Genomic DNA, 22,110 nt, shown 5'->3' on the forward strand with positions numbered 1-22,110 from the left:
CGGCCCTGGTGGTATTGGTCAATGCGGTCTCCGGCGCAGGCAGGTTGCCGCCCGTACAAAACGGGCGGCATGGTTTGCATCAGATCAGGTCAACTCAGATCAGTTTGCGATCCAGTCTTTCCAGCGGCTTTCATTGGCTGCCATCCAGTCGGCCACGACACCTTCGACAGTGCCGCCGTCCAGATCGACAGCCGTGATCATCGCACCCATTTCATCATTGTTGATGTTGAACTTTTCAACGGCCATCTTGGCGCCGGCCCATTTGTCGGCCAGTCCCGACCATGCCACTTTCCAGATATCGCCAAAGGGTTTGCCGCAATCATAGGCCATATCCGGGTTCAGGCCGACTGACGGATCGTTGTAGCATTCGGCCGAATAGACCGGGAATTCAACCCATTCGCCTTCGTATTTGGCCGGGGCCCAGTGCGGGGCATAGACCCACAGCAGAACCGGGGCTTCGCGCTGAACCGCGCTTTCCAGCTCGGCAAACAGGGCCGCATCGGTGCCCGCATGGATCACCTCGAACGGCAGATCAAGCGCTTCGACGCGTTCATCGTCAAACCCGCCCCATGTCACGGGGCCGCCCAGATACCGGCCCTTGGGCGCGGTTTCGGCGGTGGAAAAGGCTTCGGCGCAGGCCGGGTCTTTCAACGCCTCCCAATTGGGCAGGCCGGGGCAGCGTTCGGCCATATAGGCGGGATACCACCATTCTTCCTTGGCCTGCATTCCGGTTGGCCCAAGGTTCACCACATTGCCGGTGGCGGTGGCCGCGTCCATCGCTTCACGGCCTGTGGTCTCCCAGATTTCCATTGCGATGTGCAGATCACCTGATTCAAGGCCCGCAAACTGCGCCAGATAATCGGCCTGCACGTATTCTACGTTATATCCGGCCTCTTTCAGCACCGATCCCATCAACTGGGTTGTGATCAACTGGCCGGTCCAGTCGTGCAATGTCAGCTTGATCGGATCGCTGGATTCCTGCGCCTGCGCGGGCAGCGACAGGGCCAGTGCAGACGCCACAACTGCGGCGCGCATCAGCGATACTGGTTTCAAATTGTTATTCATGGTCAGACCCCCTGAGAAATATATAACGGGCGTGCGCGCACGGATTTTTTCCGGCTTTTGTCTGTGAATTTCGCACACCCTTGCTAAAGCCTGCCGCGCGAGGGGCGCTTGAGTCAATCAAACAATGGATTTTTTGTTTGATTCCGGACCAATGGGAGAATGCAGCGGGCTGGCGCGCCTTGCAAAACCGGTATCAGCTGTCTTTGTTCTGGTCTTCCAGAAGACGCGAGTGTTTGCGCATCTCGGTCAGAATCTGGCCGAACGTTTCGATCCCGCGCGCTTCGAGAATGGTAATCATGCGCACCAGAACGGCGGCCGTCGCCTCGGCGTCACCCATGGCGGTGTGGCGTTTATCGTCTTGGATCGTGACATTCAGCCGCTCACACAGCGCATCCAGCGTATGGGTGGCCGAACCGCCAAAGACGACAGCCGACAACAGCACCGTGTCGAGCACCGGATGATCAAACGCTAAACCGTTTGCACGTCCGGTCTGATGCAGAAACGCCATGTCAAAGGGCGCGTTGTGCGCCACCATCACCGCATCCCGTGCAAACACGTGAAAATCCGCGCAAACCCGCGCAAAATCGGGCGCATCGGCGACCATGTCATCACTGATATGATGCACCTTGGTCGAGGCGGGCGGGATCGGCATGGACGGGTTTACCAGAGTGTCAAACACCTCGCCCGGGATCGGCTTGCAATTGACGATGCGCAGCGCACCCAGTTGCACAACGCGGTCTGTGTCGGGTCGCAGGCCGGTGGTTTCACTGTCAAAGACCACAAAGGTCAGATCGCGCAGTCTGGTTTGTTTGAGATCGTTAGATACGGCGCGGTCCAGCAGATCGAAATCATAACACAGCGGGCGTTCGGCATCCGGATCCATCGGTTCCAGCATCAAAGTATAACCGTCCTGCGCGCCGAATTTGCGAATATGGCCGGTATAGGTCTGGCCCGACAATCCGGTCAGGACAACGGGCATGCGCGCCCGGTTCTCCGCATCAAGCGTGCGCAGGGCCTGCGCAACCCCGTCCTGATCCAGATATTCAAAGATCGAAGCATTGAGCCTTGGCGGTGCTTCGGCTTCCAAAAGCGCGGCGGCCTGACCGTCATAAAGAACGATCCGGTGATCGGCGCGCGCCACGATCACGGCAGTCGGAATGTCCGACAGGATTTTCAGCAGTTGCTGTTTTTCACGTTCCAGCCGCGCGGTGCGTTCGGCCACGGTTTCTTCGGCGGTGCGGCTGCTTTCACTTAGTTTCTGGTGCACCGCCGCTGCCGCAGGGGCCAGATCGCCCAGATAGCGCGCGGCAGAACGATCAATCGCTGCGCCGATATCCGCCTGTGCACCGACCCGAAGGCTGGCGGCCAGCGCCTCGATCGGTTTGGCGACGTTTTCATCGAACAAAAGCCAGATAAACACCGCAAGCGCCACAAGGCCGAACCCGGCGGCGACCGCAGAGGTGACAAAGGATGAAAAGCCATCGGTATCACCCAGTTGACGGTATCCCAGCCACAACGCGCCCAATACAACAGCTACGCCGCCCAGTGCACTGAGACAAAAGAACAAAAAGACTCGAATCCGCAGGCTCAAGTCCTTCATGTCACACCTCCTTGCAGGCTGCCGTCAGGATCGGATCGCCCGCGGGCAAATCGATCCATTGTGCGTTCAGCACGGCCCCGTCTGCGCCGAATTCGACGCCGTCGACGATGTCGGCCTGTTTGCCGGCGGCGCAGTCATAAAGCATCGGCACTATGGCCATGCGCGCCCAACGGCCATGCAATACCAGTTGTACAATACGTTGGTCGGGCTGTTGCGGGTGGGTCTGAATGGTGGCCCGATCCACAGCGACAAAGCGGTTGATATAGGGTTTGATATAGGTCCAAGGACGATAGAAGACTTTTTCTTCAAAGGTTTGCGCCACGATTATGCCCTCGGGCATGGTGCCGGCTGTGCGCGCATACCAGCCGTATTCGCTGGTGATGGCGGCGATCATCATCGCACCTCCGGCAGCGACCGGCATCAGCCAGGATGGCAGGCGGCCTTTCAGCGCGCGATTGATGGCCCAAACCAACAGGGCCGCCGTCGCACCGGCCATGAATGTGCCGATCAGTTCAAAAAACATGGTGCCGTTCCCCTCCTCCCGGGTGTGGCGCGGGGGTTCCTACCCCAGAATGCCCCGCCCTTGCATTAATGCAGATTGCATTGTCTTGATCACGACAAAAGCGTCGCGCAGGTGACTGCGTTCGAAATCAGACAGCGATGCGGGCGGCAGGAAATTATCCGGAGCCTTGCCCTGCTTGATCAGTCTGGCCTGATGTTCCAGACGGGTCTGCGCCACCAGATCATAGGCATCCAGCAAATCGCGCCCGCCGCTCTGGCTGATAATCTCGGCGCCCAGTGCCTCCTCGACACGGGCACGCGTGTTCACAACCACCAACCGTCCCTGAAGCGCATACATCCGCCCCAGATCAACAACCGGCACGACGCCGTTCAGCTTGGTATCAATCGTATTGCGGTGCTCGCCCGACCGGATCGTGGCAAAGCCGCGCAACAATCCAAGCGGGGTGGCATGGGTCAGTGCGTTGCTGGCCATATGGGCGGTAAAGATGGAATTGGACGATGCGGCGCGCAGTGTGTCGGTCTGCAAATCGGCAAACAGGCTAAAATCTCCGCCGATGGGGCGCAGATCGAACATCACGCTGGCAAGCATCTGCGCCTCTTTGCTGGGCTGGGCAATCCAGCCCTTGAAATAGTCGCGCCAGACCTTTGCGGGCTGGCACCAGCGCGGGTTGGTCGCCATCATGTCGCCGGGACAATAGACATATCCGCACGCGTCCAACCCGTCGCTGACAAATTGCGCGAACGGGCCGAACCACGCTTGCGTTTCCTTATCGATTCCGTCTTCCAGGATCAGGCAATTGTCCTGATCGGACACGCCCGTCTGTTCCTGCCGCCCCTGTGATCCACAGGCCAGCCACAGATAGCGCGCCGGTGCGGGGCCGAATTTTTCTTCGCCCAGCGCCAGCAGACGGCGTGTGACGACATCGGCCACGTCAGTGATCATACGCGTCACCACATCATGGCGGTGCCCCGCTGCAACCAGTTGCACCAGCAGGTTGGGAATGCGGGCGGTGATACCCGACAGATCGTCCACCGTCGTGGCGCGCGCGGCATCCGCAACCAGACTGGCCGTGCTTGAGGCCTGAAACCGCGTCAGATCGGTTTGCGTGACAATACCCACCAAACGGCCCGCCGAGACAATCGGCAAGTGACCCAGCCGGTGTTCCATCATCATATGCAACACATCCGACCCGATGGCCGAAGGCGACAACACACGCGGATCGGGTGTCATGATCTTGCGCACCGGCGTGTCAAGCGGCAGCGCCTCGGCCAGCGCCTTGCCGGTCAGATCGCGCACCGTCAGGATACCTACAAGCGTGTCACCTTCGGTGACGCACAGGCAGGAAATGCGGTGATCGCGTATGGCCTGGGCGGCTTCAATCAGCGTTGTATCGGGTGTGCACGTCACCGGATCGGGGATCATCAGTGTTTCAACGCGCACATTGGTCAGATCAAACTTGCGGTCAGCGGATGCGCGGGCACCGGTGCGGTTCCGATCAAAAAACTGTCGGAACGGTTCCTGTTCGGCGCGCAGGCTGTCAAACAGCGCGGCGGGCAGACACAACAGCCGGGCATCCTCGACCGCTTTTGCCGACGTGGCCGCCAGACCGTCGCGCAGCAAACCGCGTTCGCCAAAAGAATTACCCCGTTCCAGCATCGACACCTGAACGCCGTTGGCGTCGGTGACGGCGATTTTACCGCTGGCAATAATGTAAAGACAGGCAAGCTGATCGCCCAAGGCATAGACAGCTTCGTTCTTGCCGACATCGCGCCATTCTACCTGTTTTGCCACTTTGTCCAGTACAGCTGCCGGAAACGCGCTGTAGGGATGCAGGTTGGATAAAAAGGCGAGCGCGTCGTCGTGCATGGGGCAGTTCCCGAAAAATGAGTGTCCCTGCCCCGATGTGATCGGGACAGGGCAGACTTGAGGCAGGCAACCTTAACCGGCTGCCTGCTGGTTTTGCTTAGTGATCGACAGCGGCACCGGCACCGGCAGGCACACGGACGCTTTCGACCAGATCCTTGATCTCTTGCGGGGTGTCTTTTGTGGACATCGAGACCACATAGGCAACCGCAAAGTTGATCACGGCACCTACCGCACCAATCGCAGTGGACTGGATGCCAAACAGCGATCCGTCAACCGTGTCGGGGAAGCTGTTGGTGCCGGCGACAAAGAACCAACCCTTGTGCAGGAAGATGTAGATCAGCGTAAAGATCAGACCCGCCAGCATCCCTGCCACAGCGCCAACGTTGTTCACGCGCTTGGAAAAGATACCCATCATCAAGGCCGGGAAGATCGACGCCGCCGCCAGACCAAAGGCCAGAGCCACGGTTTGCGCCGCAAATCCCGGAGGATTGAGGCCCAGCCATGTCGCAACAGCAATCGCCACCGCCATCGCGATCCGGGCAGACAACAGTTCGCCCTTTTCCGAGATGCCGGGATTGATCGCACCTTTGACAAGGTCATGGGACACAGCAGACGAAATCGCCAGCAACAGACCCGCCGCCGTGGACAGAGCCGCCGCAAGGCCACCCGCCGCGACCAGACCGATCACCCAACCGGGAAGGTTGGCAATCTCGGGATTGGCCAGAACAAGGATGTCACGGTTGAAGTTGGTCAACTCGTTACCCTGCCAGCCGTTTGCCGCAGCCTTTTCTGCCATCGCGTCGGACTTGTCGTTGTAGTACTGGATCTTGCCGTCGCCGTTCTTGTCTTCCCAGTCCAGCAGGCCGGTTTTCTGCCACGTCAACATCCAGTTGTATTCTGGCGCTGTTTCAATGGTTTCAACAGAAACTGCCGCACCGCTTGTCCCTTCGGGCCACATCAGATTAGTGATGTTCAGGCGAGCCATCGCACCCACCGCAGGGGCGGTCAGATACAAGAGCGCGATAAACACCAGCGCCCAACCAGCAGACCAACGGGCGTCGGACACTTTGGGAACGGTGAAAAAGCGCATGATCACGTGCGGCAGACCCGCTGTCCCGATCATCAGCGACAAAGTGAACAGAACCATGTTCAGGTTGTCCTTGTGCGCCTCGGTATAGCTGGCAAAGCCCAGATCGGTCACAATCTGGTCCAGTTTTTGCAGCAGATACACGCTGCTTTCGCCACCGGTCGAAGACGACACTTCGCTGAACAGACCGAAGGCCGGAATTGGCGTGCCTGTCAGTTGCAGCGAAATGAACACGGCCGGAATGGTGTAAGCCATGATCAGAACGACATATTGGGCAACCTGCGTATAGGTCACACCCTTCATGCCGCCAAACACCGCATAAGCAAAAACAACCGCCGCGCCGATCAACAGACCGGACGTGTTCGAGATTTCAAGGAACCGGCCAAAAGCCACGCCCACCCCTGTCATCTGGCCGATCACATATGTGGTCGAAGCCACAATCAGACAGATCACAGCGACGAGGCGTGCAGTTGGGGAATAGAAACGGTCACCAATGAATTCGGAAACGGTGAATTTGCCGAACTTGCGCAGATAAGGGGCCAGCAAAAGCGCCAGCAGAACATATCCGCCGGTCCAGCCCATCAGGAAGGTCGAGTTGTCATAGCCGGTAAAGGCAATCAGACCCGCCATCGAGATGAACGAAGCCGCGGACATCCAGTCAGCCGCTGTTGCCATACCGTTGGTAACAGGATGTACGCCGCGACCGGCGGCGTAGAATTCCGAAGTGGAGCCCGCGCGGGCCCAGATCGCGATGCCGATGTAAAGCGCAAAGGATGCGCCCACAAACAGCAGGTTCAGTGTAAACTGGTCCATCAGATCAGTCCTCCTCTACGCCGTATTCACGGTCGAGTTTGTTCATCCGCCACGCGTAGAAAAAGATCAGCGCGAGAAAGACAAGAATGGAACCCTGCTGGGCAAACCAGAAGCCCAGGTCGGTTCCACCGACTGAAACGCCAGCCAGCATCGGACGCAGCAATATGCCAAAGCCGAACGACACGAGCGCCCAGATAATCAGGCTGATCGTGATGATCCGGACGTTGGCAGTCCAATAGCCGGCTCCGTCCCTTTCCGCCTTGGTGTGTGTAGATTGATCCGCCATTTTGGCGCTCCTCCTTTTTGTTTTTCAGGATGCGCAAGAGGGGCGCAACACGCGCCCCTCTTGCGGGTCACAGTTTGGCTGTTACGCCCTTCACGACATCGGAAATGTCCCGTCCGATAGCATCGATGTTGCCCATTGCATTCACACGTTGCAAGGTATTTTGATCTTGGTAATACCGGATAAGTGGTGCCGTCTGTGCGTGATACGCATCCAGCCGTGACATCACCGTCTTGGCGTTGTCATCGGCACGGCGTTTCATATCGGTGCTGCCGCATTTGTCGCACTTACCGTCTGTTTTCGGCGTCTTGAACGTGTCGTGATACCCTTCACCACAATCGGCACAGGTGTACCGGCCTGCGATCCGCACAACCATTTTCACGTCATCGACGTCCAGGCTGATGGCTGCATTGATCCGCTGGCCCGATGCATGAAGCAAGATATCAAGTGCCTGCGCCTGCGCTGTCGTGCGGGGGAAACCGTCAAGGATCACGCCCTTGGCGCAATCGGGTTCGGCCAGACGGTCGCGCAGGATGTCGATCACGATCTGGTCGCTGACCAGTTCGCCCGCTTCCATCACCGCCTTTGCCGCCTTGCCTGCGGGCGTACCCGCAGCCACGGCCGCACGCAGCAGATCGCCGGTGGACAGTTGCACAAGGCCGAACTTCTCTTCCAGCATACGGGCCTGGGTGCCCTTGCCGGCACCGGGCGGGCCCAGCAGGATCACGACCGGCGCGGTTTGTGGTGCTTTTGCCCCGTCCATCACGCGTTCGTCCGGTTCATGCGGTTTTCGATCAGATCATCGACAACGGCAGGCTCGGCCAAGGTTGAAGTATCGCCCAGACTACCAAAATCATCCTCGGCGATCTTGCGCAGAATACGGCGCATAATCTTGCCCGAACGTGTTTTGGGCAAGCCCGGTGCCCACTGGATCAGATCCGGCTTGGCAATCGGGCCAATTTCCGTGCGCACCCAAACTTCAAGCTCCTTGCGGAGTTCTTCGGAAGGCGTTTCGCCGTTCATCAGCGTCACATAGGCGTAAATGCCCTGCCCCTTGATGTCGTGCGGATAGCCGACCACGGCGGCCTCGGCGACTTTGGCATGTGCCACCAGCGCGCTTTCCACTTCGGCGGTGCCCATGCGGTGGCCCGAGACGTTGATCACGTCATCGACGCGCCCGGTGATCCAGTAATCGCCATCGGCGTCACGGCGGCATCCGTCACCGGTGAAATAGTAGCCTTTATAGTCGCTGAAATAGGTCTTTTCAAACCGGTCGTGATCGCCCCAGACGGTGCGCATCTGCCCCGGCCAGCTGTCGGCCAGACACAATACACCCTCGGCTGCGGTGGTGGTGATCTCAACACCGCTTTGCGGATCAAGTACCACGGGTTTGATCCCGAAAAACGGCTGCTGTGCCGATCCCGGCTTGAGTTTGGTCGCGCCGGGCAGCGGAGTCAGAAGGTGGCCGCCGGTTTCGGTTTGCCACCAAGTGTCCACGATGGGGCATTTGCCTTTGCCGACAACGTCGTAATACCAGTTCCACGCTTCTGGGTTGATCGGCTCGCCCACGGTGCCCAGCACCTTGAGGTCTGACAGATCATAGGCGTTCACGGGATCATCACCTGCCGCCATCAGCGCGCGAATGGCGGTCGGCGCGGTGTAGAACTGGTTCACCTTGTGCTTTTCGCACACGGCCCAGAACCGGCCCGCATCAGGATAGGTCGGCACGCCTTCGAACATGATCGTGGTTGCGCCATTGGCCAGCGGACCATAAACGATATAGCTGTGCCCGGTAACCCAGCCCACATCTGCGGTGCACCAGAACACATCGCCCTCGTGATAATCGAACACCAGTTCGTGGGTCATCGCGGCATAGGCAAGATATCCCCCGGATGTGTGCACCACGCCCTTGGGCTGGCCTGTCGATCCGGATGTATAAAGAATGAACAGCGGATCTTCGGCGTTCATTTCGGCGGGTGCGCAATAGTCGTCCGCCTCAAGCGCCATTTCGTTGTAATCGTAATCGCGCGACGTCCAGGTGGTCTGTCCGCCGGTGCGCTTCACCACCAGACATTTTACGCTGTCCTTACAGTGCAGCAGCGCCGCATCGGCATTGGATTTCAGTGGTGTCTGGCGCCCACCGCGCGGGGCGTAATCGGCGGTAACAACAACTTTTGCATCACAGCCATTGATCCGCGCGCCCAGCGCATCGGGTGAAAACCCTGCAAACACAATGGAGTGGATTGCGCCGATCCGGGCGCAGGCCAGCATGGCATAGGCCGCTTCGGGGATCATCGGAAGATACAGGATGACACGGTCGCCCTTGCGCACGCCCATGCTTTCCAGAATATTGGCCATCTTGCAGGTGTTGCGATGCAATTCCTTGTAGGTGATGTGCTTGGCGTCTTCTTCGGGGCTGTCGGGTTCCCAGATGATCGCCGTCTGGTCGCCGCGCGTTTCAAGATGGCGATCAATGCAGTTGGCCGATACGTTCAGCACCCCGTCTTCAAACCACTTGATCGACACGCTGCCCAGATCGAAATTGACGTTCTTGACCTTGGTAAACGGCTTGATCCAGCTCAGGCGTTTTCCCTGTTCACCCCAGAACGCATCCGGATCGTTGATCGAAGCTTCGTAGAGAGATTTGTAGCGGGCCGCGTCGACATGGGCCGTTTTAGCGAACGCCGGATCCGGAGAGAAATCTGACCCTTTGGCCTGGGCAACATTGGGTGTGTCAGTCATCGCATTTCTCCTCCAGATTGCAATCCGGGGGTGCGGGCCGGACAAAACAAAACGTCTAACCGCAATTCTCCCCCTGTAAACAACTCATAGAGACAATGTGCAAATCATCAACTATCCATCTGTAAATGCGCATTAATTTTGTAATTATTTTCACCGCAATCGCGCATTATTGTAAATTTTTGCTGCGGCAATTTGCCAAACATCAACAAATTCAGCGCCTTGCAAGTCAAAACCTGCGGGGCGGCAAATGCAGTGCAGCCTTTCATGCCGGACCCGCCATTCTTGCGGAAACGGCTTTTTAACCGGCGCGGGATAAGCAGGTCAGACGGATCACCTAACCGATCACCACTGGGGCGCGCGATGGATCAGGACAAATTGTTTGGCAACCTGTTTCTGGGTGTCGGCGCAATGAAGGCAGGCACGACATGGCTCTATTCGGTGCTGGATCAGCATCCGAACCTGCATTTCACACCGGAAAAGGAAATCCATTATTTTTATCACCGTTATGTGGACAGCAACCTTCTGAATGAACGCAAACGGCTGCATATGGCGCGCGAACGGTATCTTTTGCGCTTTGATCCCGATCACGCGAATATCGACCGGATCCGCATGAACCTGCATTGGGTGGCCGCCTATCTTTCGCATCCTGTCGATGATTTCTGGTACCGGTCCCTGTTTCAAACCCGGGCACATCATGCCTATGCCTGTGATTTTTCAAACCTGAATGCGCATTTGCCTGTCGCCGCCTGGCGACAGATCGCGCGCCAGTGCACCACGCTGCGGGTTCTGTTCACCATGCGCGACCCGCTGAAACGGCTGTGGAGCCATACAAAGTTCCATCTGCAGATCACCGGCCAGGCCGACAATCTGACCAAATGGGGGCCGCGTGATTATACCGACTTTGTGCGCCAGCCATTCATCTGGCAAAACGCGGAATACGGCCGTGTTCTGCGCACACTGCGCGCCGGGCTGGATCGCGAAACGTGGCGCGCCACCTTCTATGAAACGCTGCACGAAGACCAGATCCCCGCCCTGCGCGAGATTGAAAGTTTTCTGGCGCTTCCACCCCATTCCTATCCAAAAAAGATACTGGACAGGCACCCGACGCAAAGTGTGACTCATCCAATGCCGCCTTTCTTTGCTGAAATTTTCGAAAAAGACATCACGCGGATCAAATCCGAAATTTGCGCCGAAGGGTTCGATCTGCCGCCGCAATGGGGGTAACGCGACCTGTGGCTCAGGGCATTATCCGGCCACGATCCAGCCAACGGACCAGCAACAAGCCCGCAATCAAAGGCACCACAGCACAGGCCAGCACATAGGCAGGTGCGACGTAATCTGCGTGATAATATGGGTAAATGCCGCTGCGCATCATGCCGGTGACATGCACCAGCGGATTGAACCACAACATATCCCCGTAAGGATGCGGCACCGCATCGAACAGAAAGAACACGCAGGACACGATGAACAGAGGCCGCGTGCCGATGGCCCAGACGGATTGCCAGACCGGAACCGCCACATTCAGGACCGCGTTCAGCGTGCCGACCCCGGCACCAAGGCAAATGGCCAACCCATAGGCTATCGCCAGTCTGCCCGCGGATATGACCGGGCCTGCGTTGGTCAGCCCAAGCAGTACCGACAAAACCACCACACCTACGACGATCTGGATCATCCCGTTCAGCACCAGCCGCGCAATCAGCGCGTCCAGCAGTGTAAGGCGCGGATACCGCAGCAAGGCCCGTGAAAACGGCACAGTCTGGCCAAGCTTTGCCGTCAGATCGGTGAACACAAGGAACGGCAGCACACCGCTTGCATAAAACAACGCGAAACTGCTGCCCAAAGGTGGGGCGCGAAACCCTATCGAAAATATCAATGTTAACAGTGCTATACCAAATACAGGCTCTAGCACGGCCCAGACATATCCGCCGGGCGAGCGGCCATAGACAGTTGCCACCTCGCGCAGGATCAGGGCCATCACCGCACGGCCTGCGCTGATGCGCAACCGCATCTGGCGCGGATTTTCCGAAAACATGGCGCACCTTTCGCAAATGTACGTTTTGCAGATTCCGGCAACACAAATGTAACCCATTTGCCGGATAAGCGGTTTGCAGAACATTCGCGCCAAGGCCTTAACAAACCATGTCCAACCCTTCTCTTCTGTTGCAACCAACGGATCATGGGCCGCTCGCATTTCCGGCTCGACACGTGGTGCGCCCTCTGGCCCGTGCGGGCAGGATGCGGCGGCGTCACTGGGCCATTTTGGTCAGTTTCGTGCTGCTGGTCTGTATCCCCGCGGGGCTGGTTGCGGCCTATCTTTACGGGCGCGCGGCCGATCAATATGCCTCGACCGTCGGGTTTTCCGTGCGCAGCGAAACCCCTGCACCGCCCGCAACCCTGCTGGGCGGGCTGGCAGACCTGCCCTCGCAAACGGCATCGGACACCGACATTCTTTATGCCTATCTGGGCAGTCAGGATCTGGTGCGCAAACTGGATGAGGCGGTGGATTTACGCACCATCTGGTCACGCGTTTCCCATGAAAAGGATCCCGTATTCGCGCTGGACCCGCGCGGCACCATCGAAGATGTCGTGGCCCATTGGGCGCGCATGGTCGATCTGGTCTATGATCCCGCTTCCGGCCTGATAGACGTGCACGTGCTGGCCTTTACCCCCGATGATGCACAGAATGTGACGCTGGCGGTTCTGGCCGCGTGCGAGGATCTGATCAATGTGCTGTCCGCGCAGGCGCGCGAGGATGCGATAAAACATGCGCGCGGCGAACTGGGCACGGCTGCGGCACGTCTGAAACAGGCGCGGCTGGATCTGACGGCCTTTCGCAACCGTACCCAGATTGTCGATCCGGCGCTGGACACGCGCAACCAGATGGGCCTGATGATCACCCTTCAGGAACAACTGGCAACGGCCATTATCGATGTCGACCTGTTGCAGGGCACGACGGGGCAGGATGATCCGCGCATCCTGCGGGCGCAACGGCGCATCGACGTGATTGAAAAAAGCATCGCGACCGAACGGCGCAAGCTGGGGCTGGGCGGCAGCGATCCGGGTAAAACCGTATTTGCCACCCTGATCGGTGAATACGAAGGCCTGATCGTGGACCGCGAATTTGCCGAAAGTGCCTATCTGGCGGCCCTCGCATCTTATGACAGCGCGCGGGCGGACGCGCGCAAACAAAGCCGCTATCTGGCCGCGCATATCCGCCCAACACGCGCGGAAAAAGCTGAATATCCCGCCCGTCTGAAATGGTTTTTGCCGTGCAGCACTGCGTTTTTTTTGCTTTGGGCAGTGCTGTGTCTGGTGGGCTACGGCCTTTATGACAGACGGTAGCGGCACATGATTATCCTGGATCAGGTCAGCAAGACATACCGTGTGCGCGGACAGCAAAACGTGGTGTTGGACCGCATCAGCGCTGTCTTTCCCTCTGGCATGTCCATTGCGCTGCTGGGCGCCAACGGGGCTGGCAAAAGCACATTGCTGAACATTCTGGCCGGCGGGCTGCGCCCCAGTGCCGGACAGGTGCGCATAACAGGACGCGTGTCGTATCCCATCGGGTTTTCGGGGGCCTTCCATCCGGATCTGTCGGGCGCGCAGAACGCCCGGTTTGTGGCCCGCCTGTACGGGGCAGACACGCAGGACCTGATTGCCTTTGTCGATGATTTCAGCGAACTGGGCGCGCACTTGCATTTGCCGGTCAGCACTTATTCCGCGGGGATGAAGGCAAGGCTGTCCTTTGCCATTGCCATGGGCATCCCGTTTGACACCTATCTTATGGACGAGGTGACTGCGGTCGGAGATGGCGCATTTCGCAAGAAAAGCATCGCCGTGTTCGAAGCGCGGCGTGCAAGTGCCGGCGCGATTGTCGTGTCTCATTCCACCCCGATGATCCGGCAAATCTGTACCTGCGGTGCGGTGCTGGATCAGGGGCGGCTGAGCTTTCACAATGATATCGAAACAGCCCTGAACCATCATGAAGCCGTTCTGGCGCGCGGGGTGGCGGCATGAATATGTGCACCCGATTCGCCCTGCACGACAGTTTCGCGAACATGGCGCCGACAGCCGGTTTGCCCGTGGTGATCCTGTTGGCCGTCTATAACGGGCAGTCCCATTTGCAGGCCCAACTGGACAGTATCGTGGCGCAATCCCATACCGACTGGCGCATTCTGGCCAGTGATGACGGATCAAGTGATGACAGCCGCGCGATCCTGCACCGGTTCGCGGATGCGGGCCATCCGCTTGTTCTTGTCGACGGGCCGCAACAGGGGCCGGCGGCCAATTTCCTGCACCTTTTGCGCTGCGCCGCGGCCCTTGGGCTGGGGCGCCACCCAATCGCGTTTTGCGATCAGGATGATGTCTGGGCGCAAGACCGGTTGCGCACCGGCCTGTCCGCATTGTCACATCAGCAGGCCGATAACCCTGCCCTGTTTTGCAGCCGATCGGTGATTACCGATGCCGCGCTTGTCCCCAAACAACTGTCACCGCTCTGGTCACATCCCCCTGCATTTACCAATGCGCTGATCCAGAATATCGCGGCCGGACATACGCTGCTTCTGAATCCTGCGGCGTCCGGTCTGGTCTGCGCCGCGGCGCATGAAGCGGGCAGGATCGTGATGCATGACTGGTGGATTTATCAGCTGGTCACAGGCGCTGGCGGTACGGTTCTGCACGACAAGGCAGCCTTGGTGTTTTATCGCCAACACGGGCACAACCTGATCGGGGCCAACAACTCCGCGCGCGCGCCTGACACGACTTGGGCAATTGTCGCGCGGCGATGTGCGGTGCTGGAATGACATGAATATCGCGGCCTTGCGTCGCTCTGCGCACCGGCTGCATCCGGCAAACCGCATCGTGCTGGAGGGATTCTGCGATCTGCGTCGGCGCGCACTGCCGGCCCGTCTGTGGGCGTTGCGGCGGCTTGGGATTCACCGCCAGACCCGCGCTGGTACAGTTATGATGTGGTTCGCGGCCCTGTGGGGCTGGTTATGACAGGGCGCGCGGCATGATCAACGCTCTGTTCCGCTGGTCCCTTTTGCGCAAATTCTGTGCAACGGTACAACACGAAGGGCTGGCGCACGCCTTGGAAAAGGCGCGTATTTATACCACCATGATCTGGCGCGGAACCGGGCGCAGTGCTGTGTCGTCGATCGCAAGTGATGTGCCTGAACAGGGTGGGCACTACCTGACGGGAACGTGGCGGATGCTGGCGCAATCGGATGCCTTTCATGTAACCCGCGCCCCCGCTGTTCAATCGCGGCGGCGCAAGATCGCGCTGATCGGCGATCTGAATCTGCCGCAATGCCGCAAATACCGCGTCGAACAGCTTGCCCAGTTCTGGCGCGGTCGAAATGTCGAGGTTGTGTTTGCACATTACCAGGATGTGCCCCGCTGCGTGCATGCCTTGCAGGACACAACGCACCTGATGGAATACCGCCTGACGGCAACCGCCGAAACCACGATGTACCGGTATGAGGCGCGGCGTCTGCGCCTGCCGGTGCTGTATGATCTGGATGATCCGCTGTTTTCGGTGTCGGCCTATGAAGGCTACTGCAACATGAAAGTGGTCGGGCCGGCCTTGCAGGCGCAGTTCGTTGCGCAGGCCCTGGGTTATCTGGACATGATGAACGGTGCCGATATCGTCTCGGTTTCCACGCCCGCGCTGGCGCAACATGCGGCGTTTTACTGCCCGCGCCCGATTTACCTGCGCCGTAACTTTGCGGATCAATCCACACTGAAATCAGGCCAGCAGGCGATGGCACTGGCCATGAAAAAGCGTGCCGGTTCGGCGCAGTTCCGTGTTGCCTTTGCCAGTGGATCACAGGGGCACGAGGCCGATTTTGATGTGATCCGCGACGATGTGATCGCGTTTCTGGACGGGGCGGACACCCGCGTTCTTGTGCTGTTGGGGCATTTTGACAAATCCCGCCTGCCTGCGGCGCTGCGCGCCCGGGTCGAGGTGCATGAATTCAGCGGATACGCCTCTTATCTGCACCATCTTGCACAGACAGACTGCGCGATCATGCCGCTGGCGGATGACATGTTCAACCGCTGCAAAAGTGCGGCGCGCGTTCTGGATGCCGCGGCCGTTGGCGTGCCCGCGATCGTAGGATCCGTCAGCGACATGGCACAGGTCGTGGTCCCTGAAACAACCGGAGTTATCGCAGATGGTGCGGGCGCGTGGTGCGCGGCGCTGAACCGTCTGGCGCATGACAAATCCGCCACCCGTGCCATGGGCCGCGCCGCCAGAAAAGCTGTTGAAACGCGCTGGTCGGGCAAGGCCATGCCCCATATGATCGCGCCGGAACTGCTGGACTGGGTGCAGGGATGAACGTACCGCACATCCTGCTGGCCAACGTATTTTTTGCGCCTTTTGCCTACGGGGGGGCGACCATTGTAGCGCAAGAGGTCGCGCTGGCGCTGGTCCGTCAAAGTGGATGGCGGATCACAGCCGTGTCCGTGTGCCAGCGCGCCGATCTGCTGCCTTATGCGCTGATCAAAACGGAAACGCGCGGCATCGTAAATTATCTGATCAACCTGCCTGAACAACGCTCTTACGCTCAGCTTTACGATAATCCGCAGGTCACCAGCCTGTTGGCGGGTCTGATGGGTCAGCTGGCACCCGATCTGGTGCATGCGCATTGTCTGCAGGATATCGGCACCGGAATAATCGAAGCCGCAGCGCTGAACGATGTGCCGGTTGTGCTGAGTGTGCATGATTTCTGGTGGCTTTGTGATCGGCAATTCATGATCCGCCCCGACGGGCAGTATTGCGGCCAGCAGGTGATCCGCCCGTCTGTGTGCCGCGGATGTGTGGAACACCCTGCGGCGGCTCGTTTCCGTTCGGATCTGTTGCACCGGCGCGCGCGGAACGTTGATCTGATCACTTATCCCAGCCGCTTTGCGCGTGATCTGTCGGAAAAATCAGGATTTGCACCGGGCAAGGGCGTGGTCTGGGAAAATGGCGTGACCGCGCCAAAAGCGGATTTTTTCGCGCGGCAGGCTGCGCGCCGCGCCCGCGACCCCCGCGTTGCGTTCGGGTTTCTGGGCGGGCCTTCGCAGATCAAGGGCTGGCCTTTGATACGGCAGGTGTTTTCCGATCTGCCCCAGACCAACTTATGTGGCCATCTGGTTGATGGCAGTCTGAACGGGTCGTGGTGGAAGGGCCATGATCTGGCAGCCATTGGCGGCGACTGGCAGATTCATCCGCGCTTTGATCAGGACGGACTGGATGCGTTTTACGAAAAAATCGATGTATTGCTGTTTCTCTCACAATGGAAGGAAACCTTTGGTCTGGCCATAAGGGAAGCGCTGTGCCGCGGGATCCGCGTGATCCAGACCGATAGTGGCGGCACCACGGAACATGGCGCGGTGGATCGCGACGCGCTGATCCCCATCGGGCCTTATCCCGATGCGCTAAGGGCGCAGATCGAAAACATACTGGAATTCGGCATAGGCCCGTGTTCCGCCCATCCGGTGCGCAGCTATGGCGAACAGGCAGCAGAATTCGCAGAACTGGTTCAACCGCTTTTGCAAAAAACCCGCAGGGCGCCAAAGATGCGGGCAGGATAGGCGCGGCACAGATCAAAACAGAAAATCGCTTTCGTCCAGATCGCCAAGCGCCACATTGACCAGCAGGATCGAACTGTCCGGTCCTGTCGGCAGCAACAGATCATCGCCGATCCCGATCGCCGCGTCCTGAACATCCGCAAGTGAGCCGAACGCGTCAAGCCCGGACATATCCAGTTTTTCGTGGATGTTCAGCGCGTCGAAATCCATGATCCGGTCATGTCCGTGGCCGTTGGCAAAAACGAACACATCCGCGTTGAAGTTGCCCCAGATGTCATCATCGCCTGCGCCACCGTCCAGCCTGTCAAACCCGGCATCCCCGCGCAGGCTGTCGTTGCCGTCACCCCCGAACAGCATGTCATCCCCTGTGCCGCCCCAAAGCCGGTCATCATCCGTGCCTCCGTCCAGAACATCATCACCGCCCTGACCAAACAGCGCATCGGTGCCCGCATCGCCGCGCAAATCATCCTGACCGTCGCCCCCGAACAGACGGTCAAACCCGTTGCCGCCGATCAATATGTCGTTGCCGGTACCGCCATAAAGATTATCGGCCTGATTGCCGCCGTCCAGCACATCATTGCCCGCGCCGCCATCCAGCAGATCAATTCCGCCGTCGCCAAACAGCAGATCATCGCCGTCTTCGCCAAACAGGCCTTCGATACTGTAGCCTACATTGATGCCGCCCCGCAAAACATCATTGCCAGCACCCCCGTAAAGGCGATCAACCGTGTCCCCGCCCAACAAAACGTCATCGCCGCCTTCACCGTAAAGCGTGTCAAATCCGTCACCGCCCAGCAACCGGTCGTTGCCATCGCCGCCACGCAGTTCATCCGCTTGCGCGCCCCCGTCCAGCACATCGTTGCCCGCCCCCCCCAACAACACGTCAAACCCGCATCGCCGTAAAAAGAATCGTCCCCGTCGCCGCCTTCGATCCGGTCATTTCCGGTTCCGCCGTAAAGCGTATCATTTCCCGCCACGCCCCAAATCGTGTCATCCCCTCCCGCGCCCGATATCAGATCGTTCGCATCATCCCCGTGCAGCCAGTCGGCCATGTCGCTGCCCGTTAGCGGTACGCCGCCGGCATAGGTAACCACGATCTGGTCCACCGGAATGCCGGTATAGGTCACGCGATCTGTCGTCACGAATGTATCCGCCCCGAAATCTGCCGAACCCAGAGGCGTTAGTGTGGCGCTGCGCACCTCGATCACCTCTTCGCCATAGCGCAGTTCGGCCCCCAGGATCGCGGCAGAACAATCAGATCAGCCAGATCCCATTGCTGGTCCAGGCCGGTCAGATCGATCCTGTCCAGACCCGGCTGGAAATCGGTAATGACATCGCGCTGGTCATCGCGCACGAACACGAAATCATCCGCGCCCGCGCCACCGGTCAGGATATCCGCTCCAGCCCCGTCAATGATGATATCGTCCCCCGCCCCGCCATTGAGAATATCGGCCCCGCCCCGCCAGAGTATCCGCCGCACCGGTGCCAGACAGGGGGCCGCCAGCGGCATCGGCATTCAGCATGCTGCCACGCCCTTGAAACGTAAGCAGATATTCGGACAGGTAGGGTGCCGACTGCGTCGATACCCACAGGTGCAGTTCGTCACCCGACACATGCGCCTCAAGCCCGGTGATATTGTTCAGGGGGGATGCAATGCTGCCGGCAACCGTTTCAACAGGATGCAGCCGCCCGCCGGGCAGCAGGGCAAACACGCTGAACCCGCTGTCGGTTCCCGCAGCGATCACAAAGGACATATCGCCCATTTCAACCACCTCAAGATGGGAGGCATGGGCAAAGCGGGTTTCAAGACTGTCGAGGACATGATCGGCCACTTCAAACCCGTCAGTGTCAGAAAACCGCAGCACCGTCAGGGACTGGCTGCCCGATGCGGCCATGATCACAAAACTTTCACCCGCAACTTCGGCAAAGGCCAGCGACGCAGGGTCTGAAAACCAGCCGGTATCGGCACCGGCGAAAACGCTGGCAAGCGGTTCGATCTGCGCCGCATCGTCCAGACGAAACAGGCCAAGCGCATCGTCTTGCGCGTACCCCGCAACGCCATAATGGACGCCGTCGATCGTTGCAGACGCCATGGCGCTGACGCGCGTATCGGGGAGAACACCGCTACCGGGCGCGATTGAGGCAGCCGCCTGCCCCGTATTTGACAGATCAAGGCTGATCAGACCGCCCGAGCGGACCGACACCAGCCCGAATTGCGTGCCTTCAACCCATTCAACATCCGTGAATGTGGCAGCGCTGACCCCACTGGTCTGCCATGCGGATTGCATCCCGAACACGCCCGCCGTGCCCGCAGCAGGCAAAGACAGACCCATCAGATCGTCAGACAGCAGCCCCGCCAGCAGCAACTGCGCGCCGTCAGGCCCGTAAGCAACCGCAATATCCGTGCTTTCCAGTTGCAGAAAGGTGTCGTCCAGATACCAGTTGTCCGTCAGCGTGGCACCACCGGACGAAACATCATATGCACTTAGCCATCCGCCCGCCCGCGTGACCGTGAACAGAACCGGTGTTGCGCCGCCTGCATAAAGATACATATCAGTGATCCCGGCCAATGCCGGTTCCGACGCGCCCACAACCGGTGTGGCTGTCGCAAACTGCGCCAGTTTCATTCCAGACCCTTTCCCACTTCCGTCAGGCAGGATGGTGCAAAGACCCTAACCGCGCGTTGCCCGATTGTGTTCAAATCGGGAAACTCATTTCGGATTTTAGGGGTTGATGTGTTGCAGATTGAGGCAAACCGGCGCGCGCATCACTTATCTTTTCTCAATATATCAGCCGCAGTTTCCATCTGATATACCCCTAAACCCCTTGCAAAAGGAACATTTCATGGTCGAAACCTCGGCAGCCTTGTCGCTGCCCTATATTCAGCCGTCTCAGGCGCAAAAACACGTGACCCACAATGCCGCCCTGCGCATTCTGGATGCGGCCACGCAACTGTCGGTGCTGGAAGGGGCGCGCGCCACGCCGCCCGCGCAGCCCGCAACCGGGGATCGGTATCTGATCGCATCGGGGGCCACCGGTGACTGGGCGGGGAAAGACGGGCAAGTTGCAGTTTTCGACGGCACCGGCTGGACCTGCGTGATGCCGAAACCCGGCTGGCGCGCAGATATTATCGCCACAGGGGCACAGGTGCGCTTTGACGGGGGGGCATGGGTGGCGGCCCTGCCCGATTTGCAGAACGTGCCACAAATCGGGGTGCAGGCAACAGCGGATTCCACCAACCGGCTGGTGGTGGCCAGCGATGCCACCCTGTTCAGCCATGACGGTTCCGATCACCGGCTCAAGATCAACAAGGCCGCGGATGCGGACACGGCCAGCCTGCTGTTTCAGTCGGGCTGGGCCGCTCGCGCCGAAATCGGGCTGTCAGGATCAAACGAGTTGTCGGTCAAGGTTGGCACCGATGGCGTGTCTTTGCGCGATGCTCTGGTGATTGATCCGGCCGATGCGTCCCTGCGGGTGCCATCGGGGCAGACCTATCTGGCCGATATCCTGCTGGACGATGACAGTGCGCACAGCTTTGATATTCCGTGGTCCGATCCGTCGCGCGCCCTGATCTGGATGGGGGTTGATCTGACGGGCCACAGTTTCCTGTTCTCGGTCACGGGGCCGCTGGCGGGGGCGGCCAATTTCACAGCCCTGTTCACCGCTCCCGCAGGTACGCTGGAATTTGCCAGCGGTGCGCTGACAGGCACGACCGGGCCTGATGGCCATTTGAGCGTTGCGATAGATACAGGCGGCGCAACCCCACGGTTTTACATCGAAAACCGTCTGGGGGCCGCGCGCCAGATCACTTTGGCCACTTTGGGCCGCTGATTCCGGCCCGGCCCCGATGATCCTGCCCGCCAGCCCGCGCTGGCGGGCTGTTTTAAATGCAACTTTTTCGCACGCCGAAGAAAACGTAAAATCTGCAACCGTGACACGCCGCGCCTTGCTTGCTATGGCTGTGAGCATTGATGTTACGGAGTTTTTTTTCGAGTGCGCATTACCAAGACTGACCTGCCGGACCTGTTGATCCTTGAACCGGCGCGCTTTGGCGACGAACGCGGTTTTTTTTCCGAAAGCTGGAACCGCAAGACCCTGCAAGATCAGGGGATCAATATCGAATTTGTCCAAGACAATCATTCGCTGTCCGCCGCTGTGAACACCGTGCGCGGGTTGCATTTTCAATCGCCCCCTCATGCACAGGCCAAGCTGGTGCGGTGCGGGCGCGGCGTGCTTTTTGATGTCGCGGTGGATGTACGGCGCGGATCGCCCGCGTTCGGGCGCTGGTTCGGGATCGAACTGAGCGCAGAAAACGGCAGACAGTTATTAGTGCCTGCCGGGTTTCTGCACGGGTTTGCGACGCGCGCCCCCGATACCGAAATCATCTACAAATGCAGCGATTATTATGCGCCGGAATGTGACGGGGCTGTGCGCTTTGACGATCCGGCCATCGGGATTGATTGGGGCCTGAGCGGCCCTGCGATCCTGTCGGACAAAGACGCAGGGGCACAGATGCTGGATGCGTTCGATACGCCTTTCACGTGGGAAGGATAGAC

General features: G+C 59.2%; 20 protein-coding genes and 1 pseudogene. 8 read left to right on the top strand and 13 right to left on the bottom strand.

The genetic code is table 11. From position 1 onward, the window contains the following. Positions 1 to 99 precede the first annotated feature (99 nt). From OLX72_RS18840 to acs, 8 genes are all read right to left on the bottom strand, one after another. Positions 100 to 1,065 (bottom strand): ABC transporter substrate-binding protein, encoded by a 966-nt coding sequence (locus OLX72_RS18840; protein ID WP_114872184.1) that lies wholly within the window; start codon positions 1,063 to 1,065, stop codon positions 100 to 102. 193 nt (positions 1,066 to 1,258) lie between these two features. Then, entirely contained in the window at positions 1,259 to 2,665 is a 1,407-nt protein-coding gene (locus tag OLX72_RS18845) for a 3'-5' exonuclease (protein ID WP_114869702.1), read from the bottom strand. 1 nt (position 2,666) lies between these two features. Next, complete coding sequence (locus OLX72_RS18850) at positions 2,667 to 3,188, bottom strand: hypothetical protein (RefSeq protein WP_114869701.1); 522 nt, start codon at positions 3,186 to 3,188, stop codon at positions 2,667 to 2,669. 39 nt (positions 3,189 to 3,227) lie between these two features. After that, positions 3,228 to 5,054: a DUF294 nucleotidyltransferase-like domain-containing protein gene (locus tag OLX72_RS18855; RefSeq protein WP_433989313.1), complete on the bottom strand. Its 1,827-nt coding sequence runs from the start codon at positions 5,052 to 5,054 to the stop codon at positions 3,228 to 3,230. 97 nt (positions 5,055 to 5,151) lie between these two features. Continuing rightward, entirely contained in the window at positions 5,152 to 6,954 is a 1,803-nt protein-coding gene (locus tag OLX72_RS18860; protein ID WP_114869699.1) for a sodium:solute symporter family protein, read from the bottom strand. 4 nt (positions 6,955 to 6,958) lie between these two features. Further along, complete coding sequence (locus OLX72_RS18865) at positions 6,959 to 7,240, bottom strand: DUF4212 domain-containing protein (RefSeq protein ID WP_114869698.1); 282 nt, start codon at positions 7,238 to 7,240, stop codon at positions 6,959 to 6,961. 67 nt (positions 7,241 to 7,307) lie between these two features. Beyond that, positions 7,308 to 8,000, bottom strand: coding sequence for an adenylate kinase (locus OLX72_RS18870; protein WP_114869697.1), 693 nt, complete (start codon positions 7,998 to 8,000; stop codon positions 7,308 to 7,310). After that, positions 8,000 to 9,979 (bottom strand): acetate--CoA ligase, encoded by a 1,980-nt coding sequence (gene acs, locus OLX72_RS18875; RefSeq protein ID WP_433989314.1) that lies wholly within the window; start codon positions 9,977 to 9,979, stop codon positions 8,000 to 8,002. The genes OLX72_RS18870 and acs overlap by 1 nt, the downstream gene beginning before the upstream one ends. Positions 9,980 to 10,339: 360 nt before the next feature. Here acs and OLX72_RS18880 point away from each other — a divergent pair, with 360 nt between their 5' ends. Beyond that, a complete protein-coding gene (locus OLX72_RS18880; protein ID WP_114869695.1) occupies positions 10,340 to 11,203 on the top strand; it encodes a sulfotransferase in 864 nt (287 codons plus the stop codon). A 13-nt stretch (positions 11,204 to 11,216) separates the two neighbouring features. Here OLX72_RS18880 and OLX72_RS18885 read toward each other — a convergent pair whose 3' ends face one another. Further along, positions 11,217 to 12,011, bottom strand: coding sequence for an ABC transporter permease (locus tag OLX72_RS18885; RefSeq protein ID WP_254684738.1), 795 nt, complete (start codon positions 12,009 to 12,011; stop codon positions 11,217 to 11,219). A 107-nt stretch (positions 12,012 to 12,118) separates the two neighbouring features. On the opposite strand from OLX72_RS18885, the gene OLX72_RS18890 reads away from it, so the two are divergent. The 5 genes from OLX72_RS18890 (at position 12,119) to OLX72_RS18910 (ending at position 17,557) form a co-directional block, all read left to right on the top strand. Further along, positions 12,119 to 13,321 (top strand): capsule biosynthesis protein, encoded by a 1,203-nt coding sequence (locus OLX72_RS18890; RefSeq protein WP_433989315.1) that lies wholly within the window; start codon positions 12,119 to 12,121, stop codon positions 13,319 to 13,321. Positions 13,322 to 13,327: 6 nt separating this feature from the next. After that, positions 13,328 to 13,996: an ABC transporter ATP-binding protein gene (locus tag OLX72_RS18895; protein WP_433989316.1), complete on the top strand. Its 669-nt coding sequence runs from the start codon at positions 13,328 to 13,330 to the stop codon at positions 13,994 to 13,996. Positions 13,997 to 13,998: 2 nt separating this feature from the next. Next, positions 13,999 to 14,781, top strand: coding sequence for a glycosyltransferase (locus OLX72_RS18900; RefSeq protein ID WP_433989317.1), 783 nt, complete (start codon positions 13,999 to 14,001; stop codon positions 14,779 to 14,781). A gap of 209 nt (positions 14,782 to 14,990) precedes the next feature. Next, the gene (locus OLX72_RS18905; protein WP_433989318.1) at positions 14,991 to 16,316 is read left to right on the top strand and encodes a hypothetical protein; all 1,326 of its coding nucleotides are present in this window, start codon (positions 14,991 to 14,993) and stop codon (positions 16,314 to 16,316) included. Further along, positions 16,313 to 17,557: a glycosyltransferase gene (locus OLX72_RS18910; RefSeq protein ID WP_433989319.1), complete on the top strand. Its 1,245-nt coding sequence runs from the start codon at positions 16,313 to 16,315 to the stop codon at positions 17,555 to 17,557. Before OLX72_RS18905 ends, OLX72_RS18910 begins: the two co-directional genes overlap by 4 nt. 12 nt (positions 17,558 to 17,569) lie before the next feature. On the opposite strand, the gene OLX72_RS18915 is transcribed toward OLX72_RS18910, so the two are convergent. The 4 genes and pseudogenes from OLX72_RS18915 to OLX72_RS18930 form a co-directional block, all read right to left on the bottom strand. Beyond that, positions 17,570 to 18,409, bottom strand: coding sequence for a calcium-binding protein (locus OLX72_RS18915; RefSeq protein ID WP_433989320.1), 840 nt, complete (start codon positions 18,407 to 18,409; stop codon positions 17,570 to 17,572). Positions 18,410 to 18,453: 44 nt separating this feature from the next. Further along, positions 18,454 to 18,606 (bottom strand): annotated as a pseudogene (locus OLX72_RS18920) (calcium-binding protein); the annotation flags it as partial. A 152-nt stretch (positions 18,607 to 18,758) separates the two neighbouring features. Continuing rightward, positions 18,759 to 19,034 (bottom strand): M10 family metallopeptidase C-terminal domain-containing protein, encoded by a 276-nt coding sequence (locus tag OLX72_RS18925; protein ID WP_433989321.1) that lies wholly within the window; start codon positions 19,032 to 19,034, stop codon positions 18,759 to 18,761. Further along, positions 18,964 to 20,181 (bottom strand): hypothetical protein, encoded by a 1,218-nt coding sequence (locus tag OLX72_RS18930; RefSeq protein WP_433989322.1) that lies wholly within the window; start codon positions 20,179 to 20,181, stop codon positions 18,964 to 18,966. Before OLX72_RS18930 ends, OLX72_RS18925 begins: the two co-directional genes overlap by 71 nt. A 217-nt stretch (positions 20,182 to 20,398) precedes the next feature. Here OLX72_RS18930 and OLX72_RS18935 point away from each other — a divergent pair, with 217 nt between their 5' ends. Together OLX72_RS18935 and rfbC are read left to right on the top strand one after the other, a co-directional pair. Continuing rightward, a complete protein-coding gene (locus tag OLX72_RS18935) occupies positions 20,399 to 21,385 on the top strand; it encodes a DUF2793 domain-containing protein (protein WP_162797955.1) in 987 nt (328 codons plus the stop codon). A gap of 162 nt (positions 21,386 to 21,547) precedes the next feature. Further along, entirely contained in the window at positions 21,548 to 22,108 is a 561-nt protein-coding gene (gene rfbC, locus OLX72_RS18940) for a dTDP-4-dehydrorhamnose 3,5-epimerase (protein ID WP_114869687.1), read from the top strand. Positions 22,109 to 22,110 lie beyond the last annotated feature (2 nt).

The organism is Sulfitobacter sp. TBRI5, assembly GCF_051013555.1.
In the GTDB taxonomy this organism is placed as follows: domain Bacteria; phylum Pseudomonadota; class Alphaproteobacteria; order Rhodobacterales; family Rhodobacteraceae; genus JL08.